A 25634-nucleotide genomic window follows, 5' to 3' on the forward strand; every position below is an offset into this window, starting at 1 on the left:
CCAGGCGCATTGAGCGGTGGCCCCAACTCTGGCCTGCAGGATCCGCTTGCGGCCAAGCAGCTAGCAAGCTGTATTGCACGACCGGCCACATGCTGGTCGGACCACATCGACGCCTACTCGGTCAACGAGGTGGCCATCAACTGGAACGCTTCGCTGGCTTGGGTGCTCGACTTTATGAATGACTTGGCCGCGCCTTAAAGTCGGCAATGAAGCTTTTATACCAATGCGCACTGTCTTTGGCGAGGCGGGTTTGCGTAGCGTAGTCCACATGAAACAGGCCGAAACGCTTGGTGTAGCCCGAGTTCCATTCGAAGTTGTCGAACAGACTCCAGTAGAAATAGCCGCGTACGTCTACACCCAGCTCAATGGCCACTGCCAACGCTGCAAGGTGTTCGCGCAAATAGGTGATGCGCTCTTTGTCCGGCACACGACCGTCGATCACTTGATCCGCATTGGCCATGCCGTTTTCGGTGATGAAGATTGGCGGGGGCGAGTATTCGCGGCTAATCCGCACCAGATGCTGGGTCAGCGCTTTAGGGTAAATCTCCCACCCCATGTCGGTAAACCCTTGCCGTCCAGGCGGTGCTTTAGGTGGCTGTTGCGTGCTGATGAAGCTACGGGTGTAAAAATTGACACCCAGAAAATCCAATGGCTGGTGGATCAAAGCCAAATCTTCGGTCGCAACGGTTGGTGCGTCAGTGCCAAGGTATTCCAGAATGTCCGCCGGGTAGCTACCCCGGAAGATAGGGTCCATATACCAGCGCACGTTCAGCCCATCGTCAATACGCGCCGCATGCCGGTCAGCCTCCAAGGCCTCGGCCGGGAATGCCGGCGTGTGGTTCAGCACCACACCCAGTGGCGTTGCGCACATTTCGCGCATGGCCTTGATAGCGGCGCCATGCGCCATCATCAGGTGGTGGGAAACCTGGGCTGCCGTTGCGCGGCTGGTCCCGCCTGGTGCGAACTGCGCGGTCTCGTAACCCAGCGTAGCCACACACCATGGTTCATTCAATGTAGCAATGCTGGCAAGACGGGGGCCAAAGCGGCGCGCTACTTCGCGCGCATACTCCGCGAACAGTGGCACGATGGCCGGCGAGGTCCATCCGCCAATGCGCTGGTGCAGCGCCAACGGCAGATCCCAGTGGTAAAGGGTTACGTGCGGGCGTATGCCTGCGGCGAGTAGCGCATCGATCAAGCAGTCGTAAAAGGCGAAGCCAGCCTCGTTCCACGGGCCTTCACCGGTGGGTTGCACGCGGGGCCATGCGATGGAGAAACGATACGCGTCCAGGCCCAGTCCTTTGATCAGCGCGACATCGCTCTCAAAACGGTTGTAGTGGTCACAGGCGATGTCGATATTGGAGCCATCATTGATGCGGCCCGGCTGTGCGCAATAGCTATCCCAAATCGAAGGACCTTTGCCATCGGTGTGTGCGGCGCCTTCTATCTGGGCTGCGCTGGTGGCCGCTCCCCATTGGAAGTCCGGGCGAAAGCTCTGGCACAGGTCAATCGGTGACGGTAATGTGGAGACGTTCGATGTCATGGATGCAGTCAAGGAATTGGTGCGTGTGGAGACGCTGAATGTGGCGTCAAAAAAGGGTGCCGCCGCTAAAGAGGATGGCGACACCCAACCGATCCGCCCCGAATCGGAACCCCATTGAAATCGCAGGGCGCCCGCCGCGCACAGGCGGCGGTTTACTTAACCGGCTGGCGGTTAGAAGTTGTAGCCGACGTTGATGCCGATGGTGCGTGGCGGCATGTACTGCGCCACGGCCGTAGCGATGGTTGGCCCACCTGCAGCACTGGTCTTGATGTTGGCGTTTTCCGCATTGCGGATGAACGCGTCCGCGTACCACGACTTGCCCGAGTTGTAGCGCAGTCCCAGATCCGTGCGCGTGTAGGCGGCCTGCCTGTCCAGTTCGCCGTAGTTGAAGATACTCAACCAGCTGTCGGTTTCGTAGTGCAGGCTGATGCGCGGTGTCAGCGAGGCGCCGTCTCCCAAACGGAATGTGTGCTCGTACTGAACCGTTGCCGAGAAGGTCGGCGCGTGCGCCAGGCGGTTGCCGGTCACATCCAGGCATCCGTTACCGATGACGATGATCGTGCAAGGCGCCGGCAGGTTGTAGTCGTTGCTCAGACCGATCAGCTTGCCCAACTTCGTATCGATGAACGCTAGCGTTGCCTGCACGCGGTCATCCGGTGTGAGCTTGGCGGAAATTTCAGACTCGAAGCCCGACACCTTGGCCCCCTCAGCGTTGTCCGTCAGGAAGGAACGGGTTCCATCCGCATTCAGCACTGGCGCAGAGAACTGGAAGTCCTTGAAGTCCGAGTAGTAAATAGCGTTGTTGAACTTGACCTTGCCGCCCAGAAAGCTCTGTTTGGTACCGAACTCATAATTGGTCAGGGTCTCCGGTTTGTAAGTTGCGCCACCATCCTGCACGCTGCCGGATTTGAAGCCGGTGGACACGCTGGCGTACACCATGGTGTCCTTGCTAATGTCATAGTTCACTCGGGCCAGCCATGTCATCTTGCTGTTGTTGTACTTACCGTCATTGCAGCAACCACTGTTGAACCCGGAACCCGGCTGTGCGGGGTCCAGGCCGGGGTCGATGGGGCGACCAGCCACGGCGGGGTCATAGGCCCAACCATGTCCACGACCACCAACGTTTTCGCGCTCGTCCTGCGTGAAGCGCAAACCACCGGTCAGGTGCAACGCGTCGCTGACATTCGCGGTGACCTGGCCAAACACGGCGACCGACTTCACCGTTTCTTTGGGCTGGATGAAAGAACCTTGCCAGCCTACGGTGCCTTGCTGCGTACCGTTGATGATCGGGATGTCAAAACGAATGCCATTGTCTTCCGCAGCGTAATAAGCACCCAAGATCCAGTCCACGTCGCGCTTGCCCGTGGATTGCAAGCTCAACTCATGGCTGTAGTTGGTGTAGGTAGACCAGTTGGTGCGGTCTTCCTGGTAGCTGCCACCGGTGTTGAAGCTGGTGGGCACGTTGATACCACGGTCCTGGTCAAAGGTGCTCGACCCGGTGAAACGGGAATAGCCGGCGGTGTAGGCCAGGCTCATGTTACCCAGGTCGTAATCCAAACGGCTGCGAACGGTGTCGACATCGCGCTTGAGATAGGGCGCTGTGTCAATCAGCGCCGACCACAGGCTTTGGCCTGCACGGGGGGTCTGCATTAAGTCCATGCTAGGTGTACCGCGGTCAATGAACTTCTCGTACGACACGTTCCACGACAAGGCATTCGACGGCTTGAACAAGAAGCTGACACGGGCCGCACTTTGGTCCTGTGCGTTGTATTTTTGTCCACCCTGCGTGAACAGGTTGTAGTTGATCGGTTGGAAGTTGGCCAACGTGCCACCGCCCGCCAGATATGCGGCCTGCTGCTGTGCCACCGTGTAGCGGGTGGGGGTCTGGTAGTCGACGTAGCCATCGTGCGCCTCGTGCACTACCGCCACGCGCATCGCAGATGTCTCACCCAACGGCACGTTGAAGTTGGCGCGGCCGCTGATCTTGTTGAAACTGCCCAGGCCGCCCTGCACGCTACCGAATTGTTCTTTCAGCACTGGTTTGGCGGTCTGCATGTTCACCGCGCCCACGGTGGAATTGCGCCCCCACAAGGTACCCTGCGGTCCGCGCAGAACTTCGATGGAGTCCATGTCAAACAACAGCGACGCTGCACCTTCCGCGCGCGGCGCGTAAATGCCGTCGACAAAGATGGCGATTTCGGGGTCAGCGTATTCGGTCTTGGCGCTGTCATTGCCGATGCCCCGCAGTGTCATGGTGATGACGCCGTGATCTCCTTGGGTCGTGCCCTGAAAGCTGGGCACGAGGGCCGCAATGTCTTGCACGGTCTGGACGTGGTGCTTGTCCAGTTCGGCAGCACTGATCGACGTCACGGCGATCGGCGTGGTTTGCAAAGTCGATAGGCGCTTGGTTGCGGTCACAACCACTTCGGGCAACGCAACATCAGAGCCATCCACTTTGGCTTGTGCGTACGCAGAACCGGCGCCGGCCAATAGCGTAAAGATGGCAAGCTGGATGGGGGACGCTAAACCTTTTCGTAACCGGGATGCTGGATTCTTCACTTTTGTCTCCTGTCTGTGTTGATGTTATCTGTGCACTGCCGAAACGCTGCGTTCGTCGTCGGAGTGGGCCGATAATGCAACAATTTAGACAGCGCTGTCAACAAAAATGACAACGCTGTCTATTTGGTGTGTTTTTGTTGCTGCAAACGTTCGGGTTAACCCTGAATTTTTGCGAATTTCTTCTGCTCAAATCCACATTGATCGCAAAAGGACGAACCCGTGAAACCTATTGAAAATGTACTTATCGTCGGTGGTGGAACAGCAGGTTGGCTCACCGCCGCCTTTCTGGCCAGAACTCTCGGCATTGCAGCGGGCGCAGGTGTTCAGATCAGGGTGGTCGAGTCCACCGACATCGGCATCATCGGCGTCGGCGAGGGCACGTTTCCGTCCATACGGGGCACGCTTGCAGCCATTGGGATCGACGAGGCACGGTTCATCCGCGAGTGCAACGCCACGTTTAAACAAGGTATTCAATTTGTAGATTGGGTACGCCCGCCAGGCACACCAGGAACGGGCCACTACTTCCACCCATTCAGCTTGCCAAGCCAGCGCGCCGGTGGACCAGATTTGTTGCCCTACTGGCTGTTGGGCGCGGACGATAATGGCGCTGCATTTGCAGAGGCCTGCACGATGCAGAAGCGCGTGGCCGATGCGTCGCACGGCCCCAAGCGCTCCAGTGATGGCGACTACCTGGGCCCACTCAACTACGCTTACCATTTCGATGCAGGGCGCTTTGCAGCCTTGTTGGCCACACACGCCAAGTCACTGGGTGTTGCACACACCATTGCCACGGTTGACACGGTCACACTGGCAGAAGACGGCGCCATCGCAGGCGTCGTGACGCGGGAGTGCGGCACCCTTACCGCTGATCTGTACATTGACTGCACGGGTTTCCACGCCGCGTTGATCGGCAAGGCCTTGGGCTCACGCTTTCGCAACATCAATGACGTGTTGTTTGTTGACAGCGCGCTGGCCATGCAGGTGCCCTACGCCGGCGTGGACACGCCGATACCTTCCTACACCATCTCCACCGCGCACGAAGCCGGTTGGACCTGGGACATTGGCCTGCAACAACGGCGCGGCATAGGCTACGTCTACTCCAGCCGCTACACCGATGATGCACGTGCGGAGCAAGTGCTGCGCTCATACATTGGTCCAGCGGGCGATGCAATGGCGCCGCGCAAGCTAAAGCTGAACGTGGGTTACCGTGACGTGCACTGGATCAAGAATTGCGTGGCGGTTGGTTTGTCGGGCGGTTTCCTGGAGCCACTGGAGTCCTCGGGGATCGGTCTGATAGAAACCGCGGCTTACCTGGTCAGCTATTTGTTTCCGCGCGACGGCGACTTGGCGCCAGTCGCCAAGCTGTTCAACGAATTGATGCTAGCCCGCTACGAGCGCATCGTGGACTTCGTGAAGATGCACTATTGCCTGACCCAGCGCACTGACTCCCCATTCTGGTTGGACAACACTGCAGCCCACACCATTCCCGACACCTTGAAAGAAAAACTGAGCATGTGGCGCTGCCGCCCGCCCCACCGCCTGGACTTTGTCGTCGACCTAGAGATGTACCCGCCATCGAGTTGGCAATATGTGTTGTACGGTATGGAGTTCAAAACCGATCTGGGGCCCAGCCGTGCTGCCTACCCGCGCATGGACGAGGCGCGCCACGAATTCAACATGATTCAAAAAATGGGGCATCGGGCGCTGGCCGATCTGCCCACCCACCGTTCGCTTGTCAGCGGCCTATGCGCCCGCCCCGTCTGATGAAATGCAGGGGCGTGGCAGGTGCCAACGCCGCCTCAGCGCCGCTTGCCTGTCGCGTTGGCTTTGTACGTACTGGTGGAATCACGGACCACAAGCTCATGGGGCAGTACGCGGTGCAGGGTATCCGCCGTCGCCTCGGGTGCATCATTGCGGTTGGCCGCAATCAGCATCTCCACAGCAACCCGCGCCATGGCGTTCTTGGGCTGGCGCACCGTCGTCAAGGGTGGCCATATCAGACTGGCTGCCGGTGAATCGTCGAAGCCTGCGACCGACAAATCGCCAGGAACAGTCAGACCCAGGCGCTGGGCGGCGGAGAGCACGCCCAAAGCCATGTCATCGTTGCCGGCAAACACGGCCGTGGGGCGAACCCGGCGGCTGATCAATTGGTGTGCGGCCTCTACACCGGAGGCAAACACGAAATCGCCCTGACATACGAACTCTTGCTCCACCGGAATTCGGTGCGCCTTCATGGCGCGCAAGTAACCCTGGTAACGCAGGCCTGAGGCAGCCTGGTCGGGCGGCCCCTTGATGAAAGCGATACGTTCATGGCCCAGGCTGATCAGCAAATTGGTGATCTCTTCGGCGGCCTTGGCATCGTCCATGCGCACGCTGGCCATGCCCTTGACATCACGCGCGGGCGACAGCAAGACACAGGGGGTCTGGTTCTCCCGCAGCGCCTTCAACACGGCAGGGTTGTCGCACAGCGGTGGCGTAAGGATCATGCCGTCGGGCTGCAGCGCACTGACCATGCGGGCGACCTGTTGGGCAAGGTCCGGTGCGTCGTTGTGCAATGATTCGACCACAAGGTGGTAACCCGCTTCACGGCAACGCAGCGTGGCGCCCTGCTGCACGTCACCCACAAATGCCGCGCTGGGGTCGTAGTACAAGAGACCGATCAGGAAGGACCGCGCGCCGGCCAGGCTGCGCGCCGACAGCTTGGGCCGGTATTTCAACTCAGCCACCACTTTGAGCACGTGCTCGCGCGTCAGCGGATGAACCCCGGACTCCTGGTTAATGACACGCGAAACGGTTTTGATCGATACACCGGAACGCTCTGCGACATCGTTGATAGTTGCCGCCGATCCTACTTTTCCCAAACTAGCCATGGCTTAACGTCCCTTGTCCATAGGATTCCTTTTTTTAGTATCGCACGGCACTGCCGACGCATGGCGTCACGGCTGCACCGCTTTGCTCAATGACCGTACCAGGTCCGATTGCGTCAAGATGCCAACCAAACGGTTCTCGTGGTCAATGATGGGAAGGTGGTGGTGCCCCGCTTCCGAAAACAGAGGTAGCAACTCGACCGCATGCCGGTCTGCACTGGCAACCCGCACCTTGCGGGTCATGATTTGTCCAACCGCTTCGGGGCGGTCGCTGTGCAAGAGCCCTGATGGACGCAGCATGCTCTGGAGGCGGCTTGCCAAGCCGGTGTGGTCTTCCAGGCGGGCGTGGCGCAGGAAATCCGCGACGGTGACGATACCCACCACCCTGCGCGCCCGGTCTACCACGGGCAGCGCCTTGACCTGGTACTTGCGCATCAGCGCCCAGGCTTCACCAAGCCCTGTGCCGTATTCCACAACTTGCGGGTTGGGGGTCATGATGTCCTTGCAGCGCAATTCGCCCAAGGTTCGTTGGTAGGCAGCAGCCTCGGCATATTGCAGCAGCTCCACCAGATCCTCGGGGTCTACGTCTATCACCTGGTTGTAATGCTGCAGCGCCACGTTCAGGTCTTCGCGCGTGAAGCGGCGAGAGCCTTCGGCCGGTGTGGCTTCCTTTTGCAGTGCATGCTTGTGGGGGTAGGGGCGTCCGGTCATCGTGTTGAAGGCCAGCCCTACGGCTACCAGCAGCAGCGAATTGCAGACCACCGGAAACGCTACAAACGACCAGGTATCGCTGTGAGCGAGCACCACCAGCAATGCGGCAGCGCCACCGGGCGGGTGCAGACACCGCAGGTACATCATGGCTCCGATGGCAAGGGCGACCGCCAGCGTAGCAGCGACAACGGTGTCCGGCACCAGCAGCGCACACGCCGTTCCTACCAGCGCCGATACTGCATTCCCACCGATCACGGGCCATGGTTGGGCCAGCGGACTTGCAGGCAACGCGAAAACCAGTACAGCGCTGGCACCTATGGGAGCGATCAGCCATGGCGTAGTGCCCGGAGTGATCCACTTGCTCAAAAGGCCCGTGAACAAGATCCCCACCGCGGCCCCTGCAACAATCCGCCAGCGTTCGGAGGCCTGGATCGTCATCGATGCCGGCAAGAATCGGTTAAGCCAGGCGAGCAAGGCAACGGTGGAGGGACGGGTGGTTGGCATGGGCCGCGAATTATGCGGTATGCCACTGCGCAAAATAAAAACGATGAAGAAGGGCGCCGGGTTTCCCCGGCGCCCTCAAACCGACCATCAGTTTGATTAAGCCTACTGGGTCGCAGCGTCCACTGGCTTTGTGGCAGTCTTTGCAACAGCGTTGTTGTTAGTGCGGCTGTGCTTGACTTTCATGGCTGTACGTTTCCGCCTCGAACATCTAGTAGATGAGCGACACGTTCAACTACAACGGCACTTGCGTCACAAAGTTGACTTGACTTACTTTTTTTTACACGGCGCGATCGAACAAGTCGCCACCTCTACACTTCTATTCATGCGCAATACCCTGCACACCGCCTACTACCGCACTGGCGACACCATGCTCAGCCGCAGCGTGGGCAATATCGTGCTGACAGGCGCCCTGGATGTTCCGGCGCCGCCTGCAAGGCTGGCTGCTGATTGGCTCCGCGAGGTGACGGTACAACTGGAGTTGGAACCCGGAGACGTGGAGGTGCTGCCGCTGGCGCGTGCACGTGCGCGCTGGCCCAACTACGCAGATTGCGTGACCGCCATGCGCGACTGGATGCGCACACTCGGCCTGCAGCAAGCCTTCGCCTCTGGCGACATTGCATTGATGGCCTGCCGCGGCGCGCGTTACCACCACGATGGCGCGCAGTACGGCGGATCGGCCTTCTGCAATCTCTTCCTCAGCGAAGACCGCGGGCTGGACCTCCACTTTCCATTCACCGGCCAACGCATTCCATTGACCCGGGGCACCGCCGTGGTGTTCGACACGGGCCAGCCCCACGCCGTCATAGACCGCAACAGCGATGGTTTTGATGTGGCGCACTTCCCCGCCGACCAGGATCGCACCCAGGTGTTTCTAACCTGGGAACTTCCTATTGAGGATGATGCCATCGTGCACGCGCTTGAGATCTGCCTCGACACAGACACTGCCAACGCGGCGCTGCTGGATACAGAGCAGGTCTGGGTGGACGGCGTAGCCGGTAGCGTGTGCCCCCATTCCGGCCGCTGGCTGCAGCACGGCGCTTGAATCGATACACTCCGTCGCACCGTACCCACGGCCCCCACACGACAGGAGAAAGTAATGCCCCGCACACACACCCTAACGATGCTGGCTGGTTTGATCAGCGCCTTTGCCGCCCTGCCCGCGGCAGCCCAACAAGCCCAGCCAGATCTGACGCTGGCGCGCATTGAGTGCGGCACACCGGTGCTCAACGATGTGGCACGCTTTTCCGATTCCTATGCCTACAACGACGTCAAGGTGCTGTTCACCTACAGCTGCTACCTGATCCGCCATGGTAGCGACTACATGCTATGGGACACTGGCCACTCCATGAGCGCAGGCGCCCCGGCGCCGAAGGTCAGCATCGTTGACCAGCTGGCGCAACTCAACCTGAAGCCCGAACAGATCAAGTACGTAGGGATTAGCCACTACCACAGCGACCACACCGGACAACTGCCCTCCTTCCCGGGTGCTACCGTGCTGATCGGCAAGGGCGATTGGGACGCCGTCAGCGCGCCCAAACCCGCTGCCGGCATCAACACGGCACCGTTCACCCACTGGAGCAGCGGCGCCGGCAAGATCGAGCCGCTGGCCGGCGACAAGGATGTGTTCGGCGATGGCAGCGTGGTCGTTATCAACACCCCAGGTCACACGCCGGGCCACCACAGCCTGCTGGTGCGGCTGAAGGAAAAGGGCAATGTGCTGCTCACCGGCGACCTGAGCCACTTCCACGAAAACTACGAAAGCAACGGCGTGCCGGTCTTCAATACCCACCGTGGGGACACGTTGGCATCGCTGGACCGGTTCAAGAAGGCCGCCGCCAACCTCAAGGCCACGGTGGTCATCCAGCACGATGCGCGCGACGTCGGCAAACTGCCCGCCTTCCCAGCCTTTGCGCAATAGGTCGTTTTATTGGATGCTATAAAACTCATAGCTGGTTACGCACGTTCCACGAGGGCTAGCGGCCAATTTCTCATGTAAAACCCATGCCAACACCCATAGACTTGCGCTCCGACACCGTCACCCGCCCTACCCCCGCCATGCGCGCGGCCATGGCATCGGCCCAGGTGGGTGACGACCAGTACGGCGAAGACCCCAGCACCAACCGGCTGCAGGCACGCGTGGCCGAGCTGCTGGGCAAGGAAGCGGCTGTGTGGCTACCCAGCGGCACCATGGCCAACCAGGCGGCGCTGCGCACGCTGACGCGCCCCGGTGACGAGGTGGTGGCCCGCCGCGAATCGCATGCCGCCTGGCACGAAGCCGGTGGCGCCGCGGCCAACGCCGGCGTGCAGATCCACGAAATCGGGCACGGCGGAATCTTCACTGCGGATGCGCTGCGGGCTGCGACCAAGCCGCGCAACTTTGCAATCTTCCCGACAACGACCCTGGTCCAGGTCGAGAACACGCACAACCGCGCGGGTGGTGTCGTCGTGCCGCAGCCTGAAGTGGTTCGCATCTGCGCTACCGCCCGCGAGCTGAGTCTGGCCACGTTTCTGGATGGCGCCCGGCTGTGGAATGCCAGCGCCGCCAGCGGATTAACGCTTGCCACGCTGGCAGCCCCCTTCGATTTGACGGCTGTCGCTTTCAGCAAAGGATTGGGTGTACCCGGTGGCTCCATGCTGGCCGGGTCCAGGGATCTGATTGCCGCTGCCGACCGACACCGGCGACGCCTGGGCGGAGCGATGCGCCAGAACGGCATTTTCAGTGCCGCGGCTCTGTATGCGCTGGACCACCATCTGGCGCGCTTGCCGCAAGACCATGCAAATGCGCGGGCATTTGCAGAGCGCCTGCTGGCAGGCTACCCGGTGCAGCTGGATTTGGCAACGGTCCAGACCAACATCATCGTTTTCCATCTGCCGGCGTCTGTTGCGCTGGACGCGGCCGCTCTCAGCGCACGAGCCCGCGAACAGGGAGTGCTGGTTAATGCCTTTGGGCCCCGCACAGTGCGCGCCGTCACACACCTGGACGTGGACGGCACACAGTGCGAAAGGGCTGCGGATGTGTTAGCCGCGCTACTCGTGGCCGGCGGCGACACGCCCTAACGCGGCAAGCGTGCACGCTCCCACGCATCACGGGATGCGTCCCGCGCACCGTCCCATGTCAGGTTGGACCCGCCGCGCACGGTTTCCCATTCGCGGGCCATATCAGGTTCGATCTCGTCAAAGGTGCGTCCATCGAACTTCGCCGAGGAATGGATGCCGAACACGTATGCAGGTCCGTAATCGTCGAATGTTCCGCCTTCTGACACATAAGGTCGACTAGCGTAGTTGTCACGCCAGTACGCATATTCAACGGTTGGATCCATCGTCTCTGCGACGCCCTTTCCAGCCAGCCCACCCACGATGGCGCCTACAGCAGCGCCGACCACCGTACCTACCGGTCCAGCGACCGTGCCCGTTGCCGCACCAGCGGCTGCCCCGCCCAGTGCCGCACCGATACCTGTACCCACGGGGTGGGCGCCGGGCGCACCGGTGAGGGGATCGCGGTTGGCAATCTTGCGTTCAATAGTTTCTGCAGTTTGCATAGTCGGCTCACTTGTAAAAGTAGGTTATGTATTCGCCTCTGCCAACGCCCGGGTCTGGTGTTTCTAGCTAGCTGGATGTCGGCACGGCAAAGCTATCGTTATCTCTACCGACAGCGGCGTCTGTGGGTCACCGCACCCTCCCCGCGACGCAGTGCAGCGCGTCGGCTTCCAAGCTTTTGTGGCACACCGTACAGAAGCGTGGCAAACCGCTGGATATCTTTGGGTACCCACCCAATTGGAAGACGATGGAGAAATCTATGCAAAACGAAACTTCAGATTCAGACGCCTCAGACCCAGAGAGCGACTACGCGCGCGCTGGCTTGGCCTACGTCCTCGTGTTGCTGTGCGCAACTGCCGCGTCAACGGCATACATCCTTCATCTGTCGATATTGTTCCATTGAGGCAGATTTCAAGCTATGGGCAATAACGCGTTTGCACGCACATGGGTTCTATCGTCGGTTGCTGCCATTACCAGCGCGCTGTTGGTTGTTGGATGCGGCGGGGGAACCCAAGATGAGGTTAAGCGCGATCCTGAGCCACCCACCCAGCCGGTGGTGAAGGTTTTTGGCGACAGCTTGATGGACAGCGGCACTTTCGGCTTCAAGGTTACCGTCCAAAATTCAGATAAGGGAAAGCCGCACGAAGTCATGTCGGAGCGCGTCGCCAGCGGCCTAGGCGGCGGCTCACTTTGCCCCTACTTCAACTTTGCTGGCTCAGGCTTCTTGCCGAACACGGCTTGTACCAACTATGCAGTCGCCGGGGGTCGTATCAACACCCGCGGAGATAGCCGTTCAGCTGTCGACGGCGCCAACCCACTGTCCATACTGGACCAAATCTCGGTCGCCTCTGCATCGCTAACAGCGGCGGACATCGTCATCGTGGACGGGGGCGCAAACGACCTGGCTGATCTGTTAGGCGCTTATCTGGGGGCAACCACTCCACAGGGTATCAACACGCTGACAGACAAACTCTCTACCGTGCTGCCACCTGCAACCGTGCGCGCGCTGGTGACCGACACACCTACTGCCAACAGTTTGAATGCAGCTGTTTCGGCCTACGCGCAGGCACTGGCGCAGCAGCTTGTACAAACCATTCAAAGCAAAGTACTCGCCAAAGGCGTTCGCAAGGTGATCGTCTTCAATGCGGTGGACATCAGCACCACGCCGCTGTTTGCAGGTGTCATGGCCGCACTGGGTGCACAGCCGGGTACTGCGCCACGGGATGCAGCAGAAATTACCGTGCGCGCATGGACGTCGGCCTTCAACAGCGCGCTTGCCAGTGGCTTTGTCAACGGCTCGGTGCATACCGTTGATCTGAACAGCCTTTTCACGCAAATCCTGACACATCCGTCGCAGTATGGGCTGACAAACACCACCACCCCAGTCTGTCCAAAGGTGACCGCCGGGCTTGATCGGGTGGGCCTGCCAAGTCTCAGCCAGCCGGCAACAGTCCTTGTGTGCAATGTGTCCTACCTTTCATCCCACATCCCATCCGGCGAAGGGTCGGCCAGTTGGTGGCAGAGCTACGCATTTGCCGATGACTTTCATCCGACGCCAGCACTGCACCAACTGATCGGCGACGCCGTTTTGAAACAGTTAGCGGCTAAGTAAGGCACGTTGTGTCGTCGCAGGTTTACGCATTTCTGTAGCGCAGCGCACGGACCAATTCCGACCAGGCGCCTATCGTTCGTGTCAATACAAACTATCCAGGAGCTCGCATGACACCTAATGACATTACCTATGTGGAGACCGCAGATAGCCCTTCTGCTGTCTCGTGGGGCGCGATATTCGCAGGCGCCGCGATTGCGGCAGCCGCTTCGTTGGTGTTGCTGTCATTAGGGGTAGGTCTGGGATTGTCGGCCGTGTCCCCTTGGGCGCAAAGAGGTGTGCAGGCCTCTACCTTCGGCGTATCCAGCATTGTCTGGGTTACCGTTACCCAACTTTGCGCCAGTGCGCTGGGCGGCTACCTGGCTGGCAGGCTGCGCACGCGCTGGGCTGCCGCCCACACTGACGAGGTGTACTTCCGTGACACTGCTCACGGCCTCTTGGCGTGGGCTGTAGCAACGCTCGTGACGGCATCGATACTGCTGTCAGCGACGGCCAGTGCGGTCGGCGCGGCAACAGAGGCATCGGCTTCTATCGCCTCTGGTGCGGTCAGCGCGGGCAAAGGTGTAGCTGCTACAGCTATGCACCCTCATTCGGACGATTCCGGCCCCATGGCTTACATGGTGGATTCACTGTTCCGCAAGGAGCCGCAGCTCACCTCAACGACCGCTGTACCCACCGCAGCACCGGGCGCCACATCTATAGCCCAAGACAACGCAGCTTTGCCTGTAGCCGAAGTCACACGCATCTTCGTCAATGCGGCCACCGCAGAAAAGATGGCCCCTCAAGACACGCGCTACGTGGGACAACTGGTTTCACAGCGTACCGGCTTGCCCCCGGCAGAAGCAGAGCGCCGGGTGACCGATACCTATACCGCCATGCAGTCCAGCATGTCTAAAGCAAAGGCCGCCGCAGCGGACGCCGCAGACAAGGCCCGCAAAGCGGGTATCCAGGCGTCGCTGTGGCTCTTCATTGCGCTTCTGTGCGGCGCGTTTATCGCCAGCTTCACCGCCACGCTCGGAGGGCGAGAGCGAGACAACGTCTCCCCGGCATAAAGCAAAGCCCCCATTTTTTTGTCCGCAACCAAAGGAGAGTACTTATGCGTTCCGTGATCCTATTTTTGCTCGGCATACCGATTCCCATCATCATCTTGATTGCGCTGTTTCTGCGCTAGATGCAGCTATTACACCCATCCCCGTCCTTAATCCATTACAGAAAGTACATCGCCAATGTCCACTTCCACGCCCGTGAAGAAAACAAACTCTTCCACAACAAAACCTGCTTCGCAGAACGCCATCACCATGCTGCGTGCCGACCATAAATTGGTCAGCGATCTGTTCGATGAATACGAGAAAACGCGCTCCACCAATAAAAAGACGGAGCTTGTTGCACGTATCTGCCAAGAACTGACCGTACACGCCCAAGTGGAAGAAGAGATCTTTTATCCTGCGGTCAAAAACGCATTGAAAGATAAGGAACTCGTTCCCGAGGCCACCGTAGAGCACGCCACGTTGAAAGCACTTATTGCCCAAGTTGAGGGGCAAACACCCGACGGCGAGATGTTCGATGCCAAGATCAAAGTGCTATCCGAGTATGTGAAGCACCACGTAAAGGAGGAGCAATCCGAAATGTTCCCCAAGGCAAAAGCCGCCAATTTGGACATGTCCGAATTGGGTGCTGAGATGGCAGCCCGCAAAGAGGAGTTGATGGCCGATTCAATCGGCTGACCCGCGCGGCTAGGTCTCGGTCGGTACGCCCTGCTGCAGCGCCTGGAGTGCCAGGGCGTTGTGCAAGGCGGCGCCCGAGGCTGTATTGTCGAAAATGACCCAGGACGGATGCACTCTTTTTGCCTGAACAGCCAACCGATCGGCTACTTCTGCGAGATAAGCGTCCGGGTATGAAGAGTAGTACATGCGGGGCGACCCATGCAAGCGGGTGTAAGACGCCGGGGTCGTCGGCTCATGTGGTCCGCTCTGCCCTTTCGGTGGGTCCGCAACAACCCGGGTGATGCCTTGTGCCTGGAGTATTGCAGTCGCGTCGGCCGCGAACCACGTTGCATGCCGTGCCTCGCATGCAATCATGCAAGAAAACAGGGTTCTCATGGTTGCAAAGAACGCATCTGCAGCCACGGGCTCCAACTGCAAGCTGGGCGGCAATTGCACCAACACGCATCCCAGCTTTTCTGCCAAGCCCGACGTCTCGTTGTAAAACTGCGCCAACAGTGCGTCTGCCCGAGACAGTCGCAAGCTGTGTGTGATGGTGCGCGGTAATTTGACAGAAAAGCGGAACGCCGTCGGCACGCTGTCCGCCCAACGCAGATAGGTGCTCTGGCGGTGCGCGCGGTAAAACGACGAGTTGATCTCTACTGCATTGAGTACGGCAGCGTAGCGCTCCAGCTGGCTGGCTTGAACCACGCCGGTAGCAGACAGCGCAGACACGTTGCTCCATCCCGCACACCCCATGAGGGCTTCCATGCCGTCTGACTTACGTGTTGATTCCATGTCCGTCAGTTTAGGTTTTTCTGCGCGCTTGATCGTCTGCTGGCGCACACTGCGCGCCAAGCATTGCAGCTGTTTCTACCGCCCTTGGTGCGCCGACAGCACGGTGGCGATCACCGCCTGTAACTCAGCCAGATCGAGTGGCTTGACAAGATGCCGGTCAAAGCCCGCGTCCTGGGATGTGCGCCGGTCACTGGGTTGACCCCAGCCAGTCACGGCCACGATGGTCCGCGCACTCCCCCCCGCCGATTTGCGAATCTGTTTGCAGGCCTCGTATCCATTGAGCTTGGGCATGCCGATGTCAAGCACCACCAATTGCGGATCGAAGCCTTCGACCATCTCCACGGCCGCCGCTCCGTCATGGACGTGGCGGACGCTGTGGCCCATCGCCTCCAGCAGGAATGCCAGCGTAATGGCACTGTCCTGGTTGTCATCTGCAACCAAAATACGGAGCCGTCCGTCCGCTTGCGGCACCGGGGGCAGCTGCGGGTTGGCTGACGCGCCATCTTCATCCTCAGGCCGCTGCTCGGCCAGTGGCAATGTCACCTCGAACGCGCTACCGTGCCCTAGGCCAGCACTGTGCGCCACAACAGTGCCGCCATGAAGCTCCACCAGCCGTCGCGTCAAGGTGAGGCCGATGCCCAAACCACCCTGTGAGCGCTCCAACGCGGACTCGACCTGGGAAAACATATCAAAAATGCTGTGCAGCCTTTCGAAGGCGATGCCGATACCAGCGTCCCTGATAGTGACCACAACATCGATCTCGCGCGGTTGGATGGTTACCCCGATCGAGCCGCCGCGCGCCATGTACTTCGCCGCGTTGTGCAACAGGTTCATGAAAGCCTGGGTGAGTCTGATACCGTCGGCGTTCAGCCACACCTGCCCGCAATCAGCTTCTACTTTCAATGAGTGGGCACACTCGTCTATGAAAGGACGGCAGGCGTCAACAGCATCCCCCAAGACACGCGCGAGCTCAATGCGTTCGGGCCGCAGCTCTATCTTTCCCTGGTTGATCCTGGCGGTATCCATCAGATCATCAACCAGACGACCCATGCTTCGAATTTGGCGCTCAATGATTTCCGCGGCCCACTTTGTCTCGGGCGTCATGGCGCCTTTTTGTCGCAAGATGTGCACGGCGTTTCTAACGGGAGCCAAGGGGTTGCGCAACTCATGTGCGAGTGTCGCCAGAAACTCATCCTTGCGTCGGTCCGCTTCCCGCAGCCGCGCTTCGCTAGAGCGCAAGGCCTCTGTACGCTCGGTAACGCGACGGTCCAGCGTGGCATTGAGCTCGCCCAGGCGCGCCTCAGCGCTACACCGCTCCGCAACTTCTTCTACGAGGGCTGCATTGGCGCGTTCCAGTGCCAAGGTTTTACGGTGCAACTCTGAAAATATCGCAACTTTAGAACGCAGCACCGACGGGTTCACCGGCTTGTGCAAATAGTCAACTGCCCCGCTGGTGTAGCCCTCCAGAACATGCTGGTCTTCGTTGTAATAAGCGGTCAGGAAGATGATGGGGATACGGGCTGTCTTGCGCCGCTCCTTCACCATTTGCGCCAACTCAAAACCGGTCATGCCTGGCATTCGCACATCCAGCACCAACACCGCGAACTCATCAGCCATCAGCGCGAGCAGTGCCTCATCGCCAGAATTGGCGCGCACCAGACGGTAGCTTGGATCATCCAGGACAGTTTCCAACACAGCCAAATTCCGCGGCTCATCATCCACCAGCAGAATATTGACACGCAGCGGGGCGGGTGTCTCGGTGTCCAACGTAGTTTTAGTGATCATCGGCAGTCTTTTCACCGGTACAGCCAAACCCGCATCAATGAGAGCAACTGGTCGGTGTTCACGGGCTTGGCAATATAGTCACTGGCACCCGCGTCCAGGCACTTCTCCCGGTCGCCCTTCATGGCCTTGGCAGTCAGTGCCAAGATGGGGAGAGTGCGGAATTGCGGCTTTTTGCGGATTTCTCGCATCGTCTCATATCCATCCATCTCCGGCATCATGATGTCCATCAACACCATGGACAGCTCTGGGGTGTTTTCCAATATGTCGATGGCCTGGCGTCCGTTGGTCGCACTGATGACATTGACATCGTGGTTTTCCAACACCGAAGTCAACGCAAAGATGTTGCGCGCGTCATCATCCACCACCAGCACACTGCGGCCGCGCAAGATTTCGGCGGAATTGTGCAACCTGTCCAGCATGGCCTGCTTGTGCAACGGCAGCGCCGTTACAACCCGATGCAAGAACAGCGCAGTCTCATCGAGCAAGCGCTCGGGCGATTGCACATCCTTCAGCACAATGCTCTTCGCCATGGATTGCAGCCGGGTTTGCTCATCGCGGCTGAGGTCTTTGCCGGTGAAAACGACAACCGGAACCGATGCAAGAAGCGGCTCGGCCTGAACCCGCTCCAACAGTTCGAAACCCGTCATGTCGGGCAAGCGCAAGTCCAGCACCACACAATCAAAACTCTTTTCACGCATGGCGGACAACGCCGCGCTGCCACTGCCGACGGCGACGGTTTCAATGTCGTCATCTCCCAGTAGCTCTACGACGGCATCACGTTCGACATCATTGTCCTCAACGATCAGCAAACGCCTGTTGCGCGGCTTCGTAAATTCCTTGATACGGTCAAACGCGAGCTCCAGGTTGGCCGTGGTGGGCTCTTTGACCAAATACGAATAAGCACCGTGGGACAAGCCGTGCTGCCGCTCCTCTTCCAGCGTGACGATCTGCACCGGTATGTGACGTGTGCCCGGATCCAGCTTAAGCTGGTTGAGCACGGTCCAACCCAACATATCGGGCAAAAATATGTCCAGAGAGATGGCGGCCGGCTGGTATTGGCGCGCCAACACAAGACCATGGGCGCCCTTGGTGGCGACAACTCCTTTAAACCCCTTGTCGCGCGCCAATCCAAGCAAGATGCGCGCGTAGTGGGGGTCGTCTTCGATCACCAACAGCACCAGATCGCCTGGTGACACATCGTCCCGGTCGTCTGCGATGTGCTCCTCGCGCGCCGTCGGCAATGTAACGACGGCGTGAACAGCATCGATCGATTGCTGCTGGGAGCTTGTTGCCACTGTCATGCCCTCAGGGCCTGCATAGTGCAGCGGCAAATAGAGGGTAAACACGCTTCCCTCTCCATGCACGCTGGTCAGCCGTATTTCACCGCCCAATAGCGCCGCCAGTTCGCGACTGATCGCAAGGCCCAGCCCCGTTCCACCGTACTTGCGCGACGTGCCTGCATCCGCCTGCTGAAAGGCTTCGAAAATCAAGCGTTGCTTCTCTGGGGCAACACCGATTCCGGTGTCTTCCACCGCAAAGGAAACCACCTGCTGCGCCTGACGCAACACAGGATGGTCGGCAGTCCAGCCGCGGGTCGCGAGGCCCACACGCACTTCCACCTGCCCCTGGGATGTAAATTTGACGGCGTTGGACAGCAGGTTCTTCAAAATTTGCTGCAGACGCTTGGGATCACTGTCCATCGAGCGCGGCAGGTTGTCGGAAAAATTGATATGGAACGGCAGGCTCTTGGCTTCCGCGACGTGGCGGAAGTTGCGGTCAATGTTGTCGCGCAACCCCGAAAAAGAGATTTCTTCCACTTCCACCGTGACTGTGCCCGACTCGATCTTCGACAAGTCCAGGATGTCATTGATCAGGTGCAACAGGTCAGAGCCAGACGAGTTGATGTTGCGCGAGAACTCAACCTGTTTGCCAGACAAATTGCCCGGCGCGTTTTCTGCCAGCTGTTGGCTCAAAATAAGAATCGAATTCAACGGTGTGCGCAATTCGTGCGACATATTGGCCAGGAATTCCGACTTGTACTTGGATGTCAGAGCCAGCTCCGAAGCTTTTTCTTCCAGCGCGCCACGCGCCTGCTCCACCTCGGCGTTCTTGCGCTCCACCTCGGCATTTTGTTCGGCCAGTAGCCGCGCCTTGGTGCCCAGCTCTTCATTGGTCTGCTGCAATTCACTTTGTCGGGACTGCAGTTCCGCTGTCAGCTGTTGGGACTGCGTGAGCAGACCTTCTGTGCGCATCGTTGCTTCAATGGTGTTGAACACAGCGCCAATGCTCAATGCCAACTGGTCGAGGAAGTTCAAATTCACCACCGAAAACGGGTGCAGAGAGGCCAGCTCGATCACGGCCTTGGTCTGGTTCTCAAACAGCACCGGCAACACCACGACGCTGACCTGGCGCGATCGGCCCAGGCTGGACGCGATGGTGACGAAATCGGGTGGCGCATCCGTCAGCAAAATGCGCCGCTTTTCCAAGGCGCACTGGCCTACCAAGCCGTCACCCAGATTCAACTTCTTGGAGAGGGGAACGCTCTGGTCTTGGGCATAGCTCGACAACAAAGCCAGTTCGCCAACCTGCTCCTCTGTAATATTGAAGTGGTACACCGTGCCCTGGTGTGCGCCCACCAGCACGGCCAGCTCGGACAGCAGCATCTGCCCCACGGTATTGAGCTCGCGTTGCCCCTGCAACATGCCGGTGAAGCGCGCCAGATTGGTCTTCAGCCAGTCCTGCTCACGGTTACTTTCCGTGGTCTCGCGCAGGTTGGAGATCATCGTGTTGATGTTGTCCTTCAACTCGGACACTTCGCCTTTGGCATCCACCTGGATGGAACGCGTCAAATCGCCCTTGGTCACCGCGGTGGCCACCTCGGCAATCGCACGCACCTGGGTCGTCAAGTTGGCGGCCAACAGGTTCACGTTACCGGTCAAGTCTTTCCAGGTACCGGCCGCACCCGGCACATTTGCTTGGCCACCCAAGCGTCCATCCACACCCACCTCACGTGCAACGTTCGTCACCTGGTCGGCAAAAATGGCCAGCGTGTCTGTCATGCCGTTGATGGTGTCGGCCAGCGCCGCCACTTCACCCTTGGCCTGCACCGTCAGCCGTTGTGTCAAATTACCGTCGGCCACGGCGGTCACCACCTTCACAATGCCGCGCACCTGCTCGGTCAGGTTGGACGCCATGAAATTGACGTTATCGGTCAAATCTTTCCATGTGCCGCCCACACCGCCCACCTGGGCCTGGCCGCCCAGCTTGCCCTCGGTACCCACCTCACGCGCCACACGGGTCACTTCACCGGCAAACGAATTCAACTGGTCGACCATCGTGTTGATGGTGTTCTTCAGCTCCAGAATTTCACCCTTGACGTCCACCGTGATCTTGCGGTTCAAGTCACCACGGGCTACTGCGGTGGTCACCTCGGCAATATTGCGCACCTGGGATGTCAGGTTGGCTCCCATGGTGTTGACCGAATCGGTCAAATCCTTCCAGGTACCGGCCACACCGGGCACCACGGCCTGCACGCCTAAGCGGCCTTCGGTACCCACCTCACGCGCGACCCGCGTCACTTCGGATGCGAAGGAGCGAAGCTGCTCCACCATCGTGTTGATGGTTTCCTTGAGCTGCAAGATTTCGCCGCGCACGTCCACGGTGATTTTTTTGGACAAGTCACCATTCGCGACCGCAATCGTCACCTCGGCAATATTGCGCACCTGACCGGTCAGGTTGGAGGCCATGGAGTTCACGTTGTCGGTCAAATCCTTCCACGTGCCCGCCACACCTGGCACGGCAGCCTGGCCGCCCAGCTTGCCCTCGGTACCTACTTCACGCGCCACCCGCGTAACCTCGGACGCAAAGGCCGAGAGCTGGTCAACCATGGTGTTCATGGTTTCCTTCAACTGCAGAATTTCGCCCTTCACGTCCACCGTGATCTTCCGGCCCAAGTCGCCCCGCGCAATGGCGGTGGCCACGTCGGCAATATTGCGCACCTGGCCGGTCAAATTGTTGGCCATGGAGTTCACGTTGTCGGTCAAATCCTTCCACGTGCCGGCCACGCCTGGCACCTGCGCCTGGCCGCCCAGCTTGCCGTCGGTACCGACCTCTCGCGCCACGCGGCTCACCTCGGCCGCGAAGGAGCGCAACTGGTCCACCATGGTGTTGATGGTTTCCTTCAGCTCCAGAATTTCGCCGCGCACGTCCACGGTGATCTTTTTGGACAAATCGCCGTTGGCCACCGCAATCGTCACCTCGGCAATATTGCGCACCTGGCCGGTCAGGTTGGCGGCCATGGAGTTGACGTTGTCGGTCAAATCTTTCCACGTACCGGCCACACCTTCGACCGCGGCCTGGCCGCCCAGTTTGCCGTCGGTGCCCACCTCGCGCGCCACGCGGCTGACCTCGCCGGCAAAGGCGTTCAACTGGTCCACCATGGTGTTCATGGTTTGCTTCAGCTGCAGAATCTCTCCCTTGACCTCCACCGTGATCTTGCGGGAGAGGTCTCCGCGGGCAATGGCCGTGGCCACGTCGGCAATATTGCGCACCTGACCCGTCAGGTTGGACGCCATGAAGTTCACGTTGTCGGTCAAATCTTTCCACGTACCAGCCACACCCGGCACCTGCGCCTGGCCGCCCAGCTTGCCTTCGGTACCCACCTCACGCGCAACCCGGGTTACCTCGGACGCAAAGCCGTTCAGCTGATCGACCATGACGTTGATGGTGTTCTTCAGTTCCAGAATCTCGCCCTTCACTTCAACCGTGATCTTGCGCGACAAATCGCCGCGGGCCACCGCCGTGGTCACGTCAGCAATATTGCGCACTTGGCCCGTCAAGTTGTTGGCCATGGAGTTGACGTTGTCGGTCAAATCTTTCCACGTGCCGGCCACGCCCCGCACCTGGGCCTGGCCGCCCAGCTTGCCGTCGGTACCTACCTCGCGAGCAACACGGGTCACTTCTCCGGCGAAGCCGTTCAACTGGTCGACCATCGTGTTGATGGTGTTCTTCAGTTCCAGGATTTCACCCTTCACGTCCACCGTGATCTTCTTGGACAAGTCGCCGTTGGCCACCGCGGTGGCCACGTCGGCAATATTGCGCACCTGGGCTGTCAGGTTGGAAGCCATGGAGTTCACGTTGTCCGTCAGATCCTTCCAGATACCGGCCACGTCCAGCACCTGGGCCTGGCCGCCCAGGGCGCCTTCGGTACCCACCTCACGCGCCACACGGCTGACCTCGCCGGCGAATCCGTTCAGCTGGTCGACCATCGTGTTGATGGTGTTCTTCAGTTCCAGAATCTCACCGCGCACGTCAGCGGTGATTTTCTTGGACAAGTCACCCCGCGCCACGGCCGTGGTCACCTCCGCAATATTGCGGACCTGCCCGGTCAGGTTGGACGCCATGAAGTTCACCGAGTCGGTCAAATCCTTCCACGTGCCGGCCACACCCGGCACCTGTGCCTGGCCGCCCAGCTTGCCTTCAGTGCCGACCTCGCGCGCAACGCGGGTGACCTCAGAGGCAAAACCATTCAACTGGTCCACCATCGTATTGATGGTGTTCTTCAACTCCAGAATTTCGCCCTTGACGTCCACCGTGATGGTTTTGGACAAGTCGCCGTTCGCCACCGCAGTGGTCACGTCGGCAATATTGCGCACCTGGCCTGTCAGGTTGGACGCCATGAAGTTGACGTTGTCGGTCAAGTCCTTCCACGTGCCAGCCACGCCAGGCACCTGGGCCTGGCCGCCCAGCTTGCCTTCGGTGCCCACCTCCCGCGCAACCCGCGTGACCTCGGACGCAAAACCGTTCAACTGGTCGACCATCGTGTTGATGGTTTCCTTCAGCGCTAGGATTTCTCCTTTGACTTCCACTGTGATCTTGGACGACAAGTCGCCCTTGGCAATCGCAGTGGCCACACCCGCGATGTTTCGCACCTGGCCCGTCAGATTGGACGCCATGGAGTTCACCGAGTCGGTCAAGTCTTTCCACGTGCCGGCGATACCCGGCACCACGGCCTGGCCGCCCAGCTTGCCCTCGGTACCCACCTCGCGCGCGACCCGGGTCACCTCCGACGAGAAGCCGTTCAACTGGTCCACCATGGTGTTGATGGTTTCCTTGAGCTCCAGAATTTCGCCTTTCACGTCCACAGTGATCTTGCGGCTCAAGTCACCCCGCGCCACGGCGGTGGTGACAGTCGCAATATTGCGGACTTGGGATGTCAAATTGTTGGCCATGGAGTTGACCGAGTCGGTCAAGTCCTTCCACGTGCCGGCCACGCCGGGAACCACGGCCTGGCCACCCAAGCGCCCGTCGGTACCCACCTCGCGCGCAACGCGGGTCACCTCAGATGCGAAGGAGCGCAATTGGTCCACCATGGTGTTGGTGGCTTCCTTCAATTGCAAAATTTCGCCGCGCACGTCGACCGTGATTTTTTTGGACAAGTCGCCATTGGCAACCGCGATCGTCACATCAGCAATATTGCGCACCTGCGCCGTCAGATTGCCGGCCATCTGGTTAACAGAGTCCGTCAGATCTTTCCAGACGCCAGACACACCCTTGACCTTGGCCTGGCCTCCCAATTTGCCCTCGGTGCCTACCTCGCGGGCCACGCGCGTCACCTCGGACGTGAACACAGACAGCTGTTCGATCATCGAATTGACGAGCTTGGCTGAGCGCAAGAACTCGCCCTTCAGCGCACGCCCATCAACCTGCAAGTCCATGGACTGGCCCAGATCACCCTTCGCAACCGCGCCAATCGTTCTGGCGATTTCCGTCGTTGGGCGGACCAAATCGTCTATGAGCGTATTGAGCGAATCGACCTGCTCCACCCAACTGCCTGAGGCTCCGGGAACGGACATGCGCTGCGAAAGCCGCCCCTCTTTTCCCACCGTAGAGCTGACGCGGAAAGTTTCCAGTGTGAGGCGCTTGGCGTTGCCAATGGTTCGGTTGAAGCACTCCGCAATGCGGCCATCAGTTCCACCCCAAACGGTAGGCAACTGCGCGGTAAAGTCGCCCCCTTCAAACGCCATCAAGGCTGCCAATATTTGCCGAGACCGCGTCTCGGCCGCGTCACCCTGACCACTTGTCATCGATTCTGGCTGGGGTTTTGAACGCTTGCGTGCCGCGGGTGTCTTCGGCAGTGCTCGAACGGCCTGATCCATATATATCTCCCTAGGGTGAGAATTCCGTCGAAAAGAACAGACACTTGACCTTTTTCGGTAGCAAACCGTGTCTCTTGGCCGACCAATATTACAGGAGCGGGCATTGGACAAAGGCCATGGTTCTCTACATCGGCGCGCACGTCCAACAGAAATGTATCCAAGTGTTACCCGTGCGCGCTTTGCGCTGCTTTGAGTTGACGCGCCTGTCAACACCAGTTACTGTAGAGGCGGTTACCGGACTAGCACCCCGACGGCTTCAAGTCGTGCACCCTCTTCCCCAATCCACCGAAAGTTGCAGAGAGATATGAGCCCCAATTCCAGCGAACGCTTGCGTGTCGCCATTGTTGACGATCTCGCCGACAACGCGGATACGCTTGCCATGGCATTGGAGACGTATGGCATGGAAGCCAAGACTGCAAATAATGGCGATGAGGCTATCGCGGTTATGCATAGCTTCAAGCCCCATTGCGTGCTATTCGACATTTGCATGCCGGGTATGGATGGCCTGGAGCTCGCCAAGCGACTCCGCGCGACTTCCGGGGATGACGTGATTCTGCTGGCCATGACTGGCTTGGATCCCAACGATATGCGGGTGACCGATACCTTCAATTTGGTGGATCACTATTTTCAAAAACCCTTTGAACTGACCAGCCTGCTGCGCATACTGCAGCCTCGCTACGCCTTGACAGAATAGGGGTGATGACGTACCGGCTGGAGCCAGCGCTCAACGCATCAATAGCGGCCGCTACAAGGATGAAAGCTGGCGGCTGCGCAGGTTGTACGTGGTCTCTCCGAGCGGTGCAACGGCGAGTTGGCGCTGCTGGACGGTGAACGATCTTCTTGCAGACCCCTTTGCTGAAACCCCAG

At 59.5% G+C, this 25634-nt stretch carries 18 protein-coding genes; 10 read left to right on the top strand and 8 right to left on the bottom strand.

Annotated elements, in window-relative coordinates; genetic code table 11:
- The first annotated feature begins 9 nt into the window (after positions 1-9).
- Complete coding sequence (locus tag AC097P_RS13585; RefSeq protein WP_479610946.1) at positions 10-198, top strand: glycoside hydrolase family 9 protein; 189 nt, start codon at positions 10-12, stop codon at positions 196-198.
- Here AC097P_RS13585 and AC097P_RS13590 read toward each other — a convergent pair.
- A complete protein-coding gene (locus AC097P_RS13590) occupies positions 173-1540 on the bottom strand; it encodes a GH1 family beta-glucosidase (protein ID WP_479610947.1) in 1368 nt (455 codons plus the stop codon). The genes AC097P_RS13585 and AC097P_RS13590 overlap by 26 nt on opposite strands.
- Before the next feature lie 171 nt (positions 1541-1711).
- Complete coding sequence (locus tag AC097P_RS13595; RefSeq protein ID WP_479610948.1) at positions 1712-4099, bottom strand: TonB-dependent receptor; 2388 nt, start codon at positions 4097-4099, stop codon at positions 1712-1714.
- 219 nt (positions 4100-4318) lie between these two features.
- Between AC097P_RS13595 and AC097P_RS13600 the strand changes: the two genes are divergently transcribed.
- A complete protein-coding gene (locus AC097P_RS13600) occupies positions 4319-5863 on the top strand; it encodes a tryptophan halogenase family protein (RefSeq protein WP_479610949.1) in 1545 nt (514 codons plus the stop codon).
- Between the two features lie 35 nt (positions 5864-5898).
- Here the strand turns inward: AC097P_RS13600 and AC097P_RS13605 are convergent, their stop codons facing one another.
- Positions 5899-6969, bottom strand: a complete 1071-nt coding sequence (locus tag AC097P_RS13605; protein WP_479610950.1) for a LacI family DNA-binding transcriptional regulator — start codon at positions 6967-6969, stop codon at positions 5899-5901.
- A gap of 66 nt (positions 6970-7035) precedes the next feature.
- Entirely contained in the window at positions 7036-8181 is a 1146-nt protein-coding gene (locus tag AC097P_RS13610) for an HPP family protein (protein WP_479610951.1), read from the bottom strand.
- 322 nt (positions 8182-8503) lie between these two features.
- On the opposite strand from AC097P_RS13610, the gene AC097P_RS13615 reads away from it, so the two are divergent.
- The 3 genes from AC097P_RS13615 to AC097P_RS13625 all read left to right on the top strand — a co-directional run bounded on the left by AC097P_RS13615 (position 8504) and on the right by AC097P_RS13625 (position 11238).
- Positions 8504-9223, top strand: a complete 720-nt coding sequence (locus AC097P_RS13615; RefSeq protein ID WP_479610952.1) for a hypothetical protein — start codon at positions 8504-8506, stop codon at positions 9221-9223.
- A gap of 54 nt (positions 9224-9277) precedes the next feature.
- Positions 9278-10099, top strand: a complete 822-nt coding sequence (locus AC097P_RS13620; RefSeq protein WP_479610953.1) for an N-acyl homoserine lactonase family protein — start codon at positions 9278-9280, stop codon at positions 10097-10099.
- 83 nt (positions 10100-10182) lie between these two features.
- Positions 10183-11238, top strand: a complete 1056-nt coding sequence (locus AC097P_RS13625; protein ID WP_479610954.1) for a threonine aldolase family protein — start codon at positions 10183-10185, stop codon at positions 11236-11238.
- On the opposite strand, the gene AC097P_RS13630 is transcribed toward AC097P_RS13625, so the two are convergent.
- Positions 11235-11720 carry a hypothetical protein gene (locus AC097P_RS13630; RefSeq protein ID WP_479610955.1) on the bottom strand — a complete coding sequence of 162 codons (486 nt, stop codon included), beginning with the start codon at positions 11718-11720 and terminating at the stop codon, positions 11235-11237. The genes AC097P_RS13625 and AC097P_RS13630 overlap by 4 nt on opposite strands.
- Positions 11721-11977: 257 nt before the next feature.
- On the opposite strand from AC097P_RS13630, the gene AC097P_RS13635 reads away from it, so the two are divergent.
- The 4 genes from AC097P_RS13635 (at position 11978) to AC097P_RS13650 (ending at position 15051) form a co-directional block, all read left to right on the top strand.
- Positions 11978-12121 (top strand): hypothetical protein, encoded by a 144-nt coding sequence (locus AC097P_RS13635; protein ID WP_479610956.1) that lies wholly within the window; start codon positions 11978-11980, stop codon positions 12119-12121.
- 15 nt (positions 12122-12136) lie between these two features.
- Positions 12137-13330, top strand: a complete 1194-nt coding sequence (locus AC097P_RS13640) for an SGNH/GDSL hydrolase family protein (RefSeq protein WP_479610957.1) — start codon at positions 12137-12139, stop codon at positions 13328-13330.
- Positions 13331-13437: 107 nt separating this feature from the next.
- Positions 13438-14379 carry a hypothetical protein gene (locus AC097P_RS13645; RefSeq protein WP_479610958.1) on the top strand — a complete coding sequence of 314 codons (942 nt, stop codon included), beginning with the start codon at positions 13438-13440 and terminating at the stop codon, positions 14377-14379.
- A 174-nt stretch (positions 14380-14553) separates the two neighbouring features.
- Positions 14554-15051 (top strand): hemerythrin domain-containing protein, encoded by a 498-nt coding sequence (locus AC097P_RS13650; RefSeq protein ID WP_479610959.1) that lies wholly within the window; start codon positions 14554-14556, stop codon positions 15049-15051.
- Positions 15052-15060: 9 nt separating this feature from the next.
- On the opposite strand, the gene AC097P_RS13655 is transcribed toward AC097P_RS13650, so the two are convergent.
- The 3 genes from AC097P_RS13655 to AC097P_RS13665 all read right to left on the bottom strand — a co-directional run bounded on the left by AC097P_RS13655 (position 15061) and on the right by AC097P_RS13665 (position 24635).
- Entirely contained in the window at positions 15061-15825 is a 765-nt protein-coding gene (locus AC097P_RS13655; protein WP_479610960.1) for a DUF72 domain-containing protein, read from the bottom strand.
- A 75-nt stretch (positions 15826-15900) separates the two neighbouring features.
- Positions 15901-17610 carry a response regulator gene (locus AC097P_RS13660; RefSeq protein ID WP_479610961.1) on the bottom strand — a complete coding sequence of 570 codons (1710 nt, stop codon included), beginning with the start codon at positions 17608-17610 and terminating at the stop codon, positions 15901-15903.
- 11 nt (positions 17611-17621) lie between these two features.
- Positions 17622-24635: a HAMP domain-containing protein gene (locus tag AC097P_RS13665; protein ID WP_479611076.1), complete on the bottom strand. Its 7014-nt coding sequence runs from the start codon at positions 24633-24635 to the stop codon at positions 17622-17624.
- Positions 24636-25071: 436 nt separating this feature from the next.
- Here AC097P_RS13665 and AC097P_RS13670 point away from each other — a divergent pair, with 436 nt between their 5' ends.
- Complete coding sequence (locus tag AC097P_RS13670) at positions 25072-25461, top strand: response regulator (RefSeq protein WP_479610962.1); 390 nt, start codon at positions 25072-25074, stop codon at positions 25459-25461.
- Positions 25462-25634: the final 173 nt, after the last annotated feature.

This window comes from Rhodoferax sp. ZS1R8, from assembly GCF_056521325.1.

Excerpts from the sequence above, each read along its gene's own strand:
- AC097P_RS13590 (WP_479610947.1), bottom strand. The coding sequence starts at position 1,540 with ATGACATCGAACGTCTCCACATTACCGTCACCGATTGACCTGTGCCAG.
- AC097P_RS13605 (WP_479610950.1), bottom strand. The coding sequence starts at position 6,969 with ATGGCTAGTTTGGGAAAAGTAGGATCGGCGGCAACTATCAACGATGTC.
- AC097P_RS13610 (WP_479610951.1), bottom strand. The coding sequence starts at position 8,181 with ATGCCAACCACCCGTCCCTCCACCGTTGCCTTGCTCGCCTGGCTTAAC.
- AC097P_RS13615 (WP_479610952.1), top strand. The coding sequence starts at position 8,504 with ATGCGCAATACCCTGCACACCGCCTACTACCGCACTGGCGACACCATG.
- AC097P_RS13620 (WP_479610953.1), top strand. The coding sequence starts at position 9,278 with ATGCCCCGCACACACACCCTAACGATGCTGGCTGGTTTGATCAGCGCC.
- AC097P_RS13625 (WP_479610954.1), top strand. The coding sequence starts at position 10,183 with ATGCCAACACCCATAGACTTGCGCTCCGACACCGTCACCCGCCCTACC.
- AC097P_RS13630 (WP_479610955.1), bottom strand. The coding sequence starts at position 11,720 with ATGCAAACTGCAGAAACTATTGAACGCAAGATTGCCAACCGCGATCCC.
- AC097P_RS13635 (WP_479610956.1), top strand. The coding sequence starts at position 11,978 with ATGCAAAACGAAACTTCAGATTCAGACGCCTCAGACCCAGAGAGCGAC.
- AC097P_RS13640 (WP_479610957.1), top strand. The coding sequence starts at position 12,137 with ATGGGCAATAACGCGTTTGCACGCACATGGGTTCTATCGTCGGTTGCT.
- AC097P_RS13645 (WP_479610958.1), top strand. The coding sequence starts at position 13,438 with ATGACACCTAATGACATTACCTATGTGGAGACCGCAGATAGCCCTTCT.
- AC097P_RS13650 (WP_479610959.1), top strand. The coding sequence starts at position 14,554 with ATGTCCACTTCCACGCCCGTGAAGAAAACAAACTCTTCCACAACAAAA.
- AC097P_RS13655 (WP_479610960.1), bottom strand. The coding sequence starts at position 15,825 with ATGGAATCAACACGTAAGTCAGACGGCATGGAAGCCCTCATGGGGTGT.
- AC097P_RS13660 (WP_479610961.1), bottom strand. The coding sequence starts at position 17,610 with ATGATCACTAAAACTACGTTGGACACCGAGACACCCGCCCCGCTGCGT.
- AC097P_RS13665 (WP_479611076.1), bottom strand. The coding sequence starts at position 24,635 with ATGGCGTTTGAAGGGGGCGACTTTACCGCGCAGTTGCCTACCGTTTGG.
- AC097P_RS13670 (WP_479610962.1), top strand. The coding sequence starts at position 25,072 with ATGAGCCCCAATTCCAGCGAACGCTTGCGTGTCGCCATTGTTGACGAT.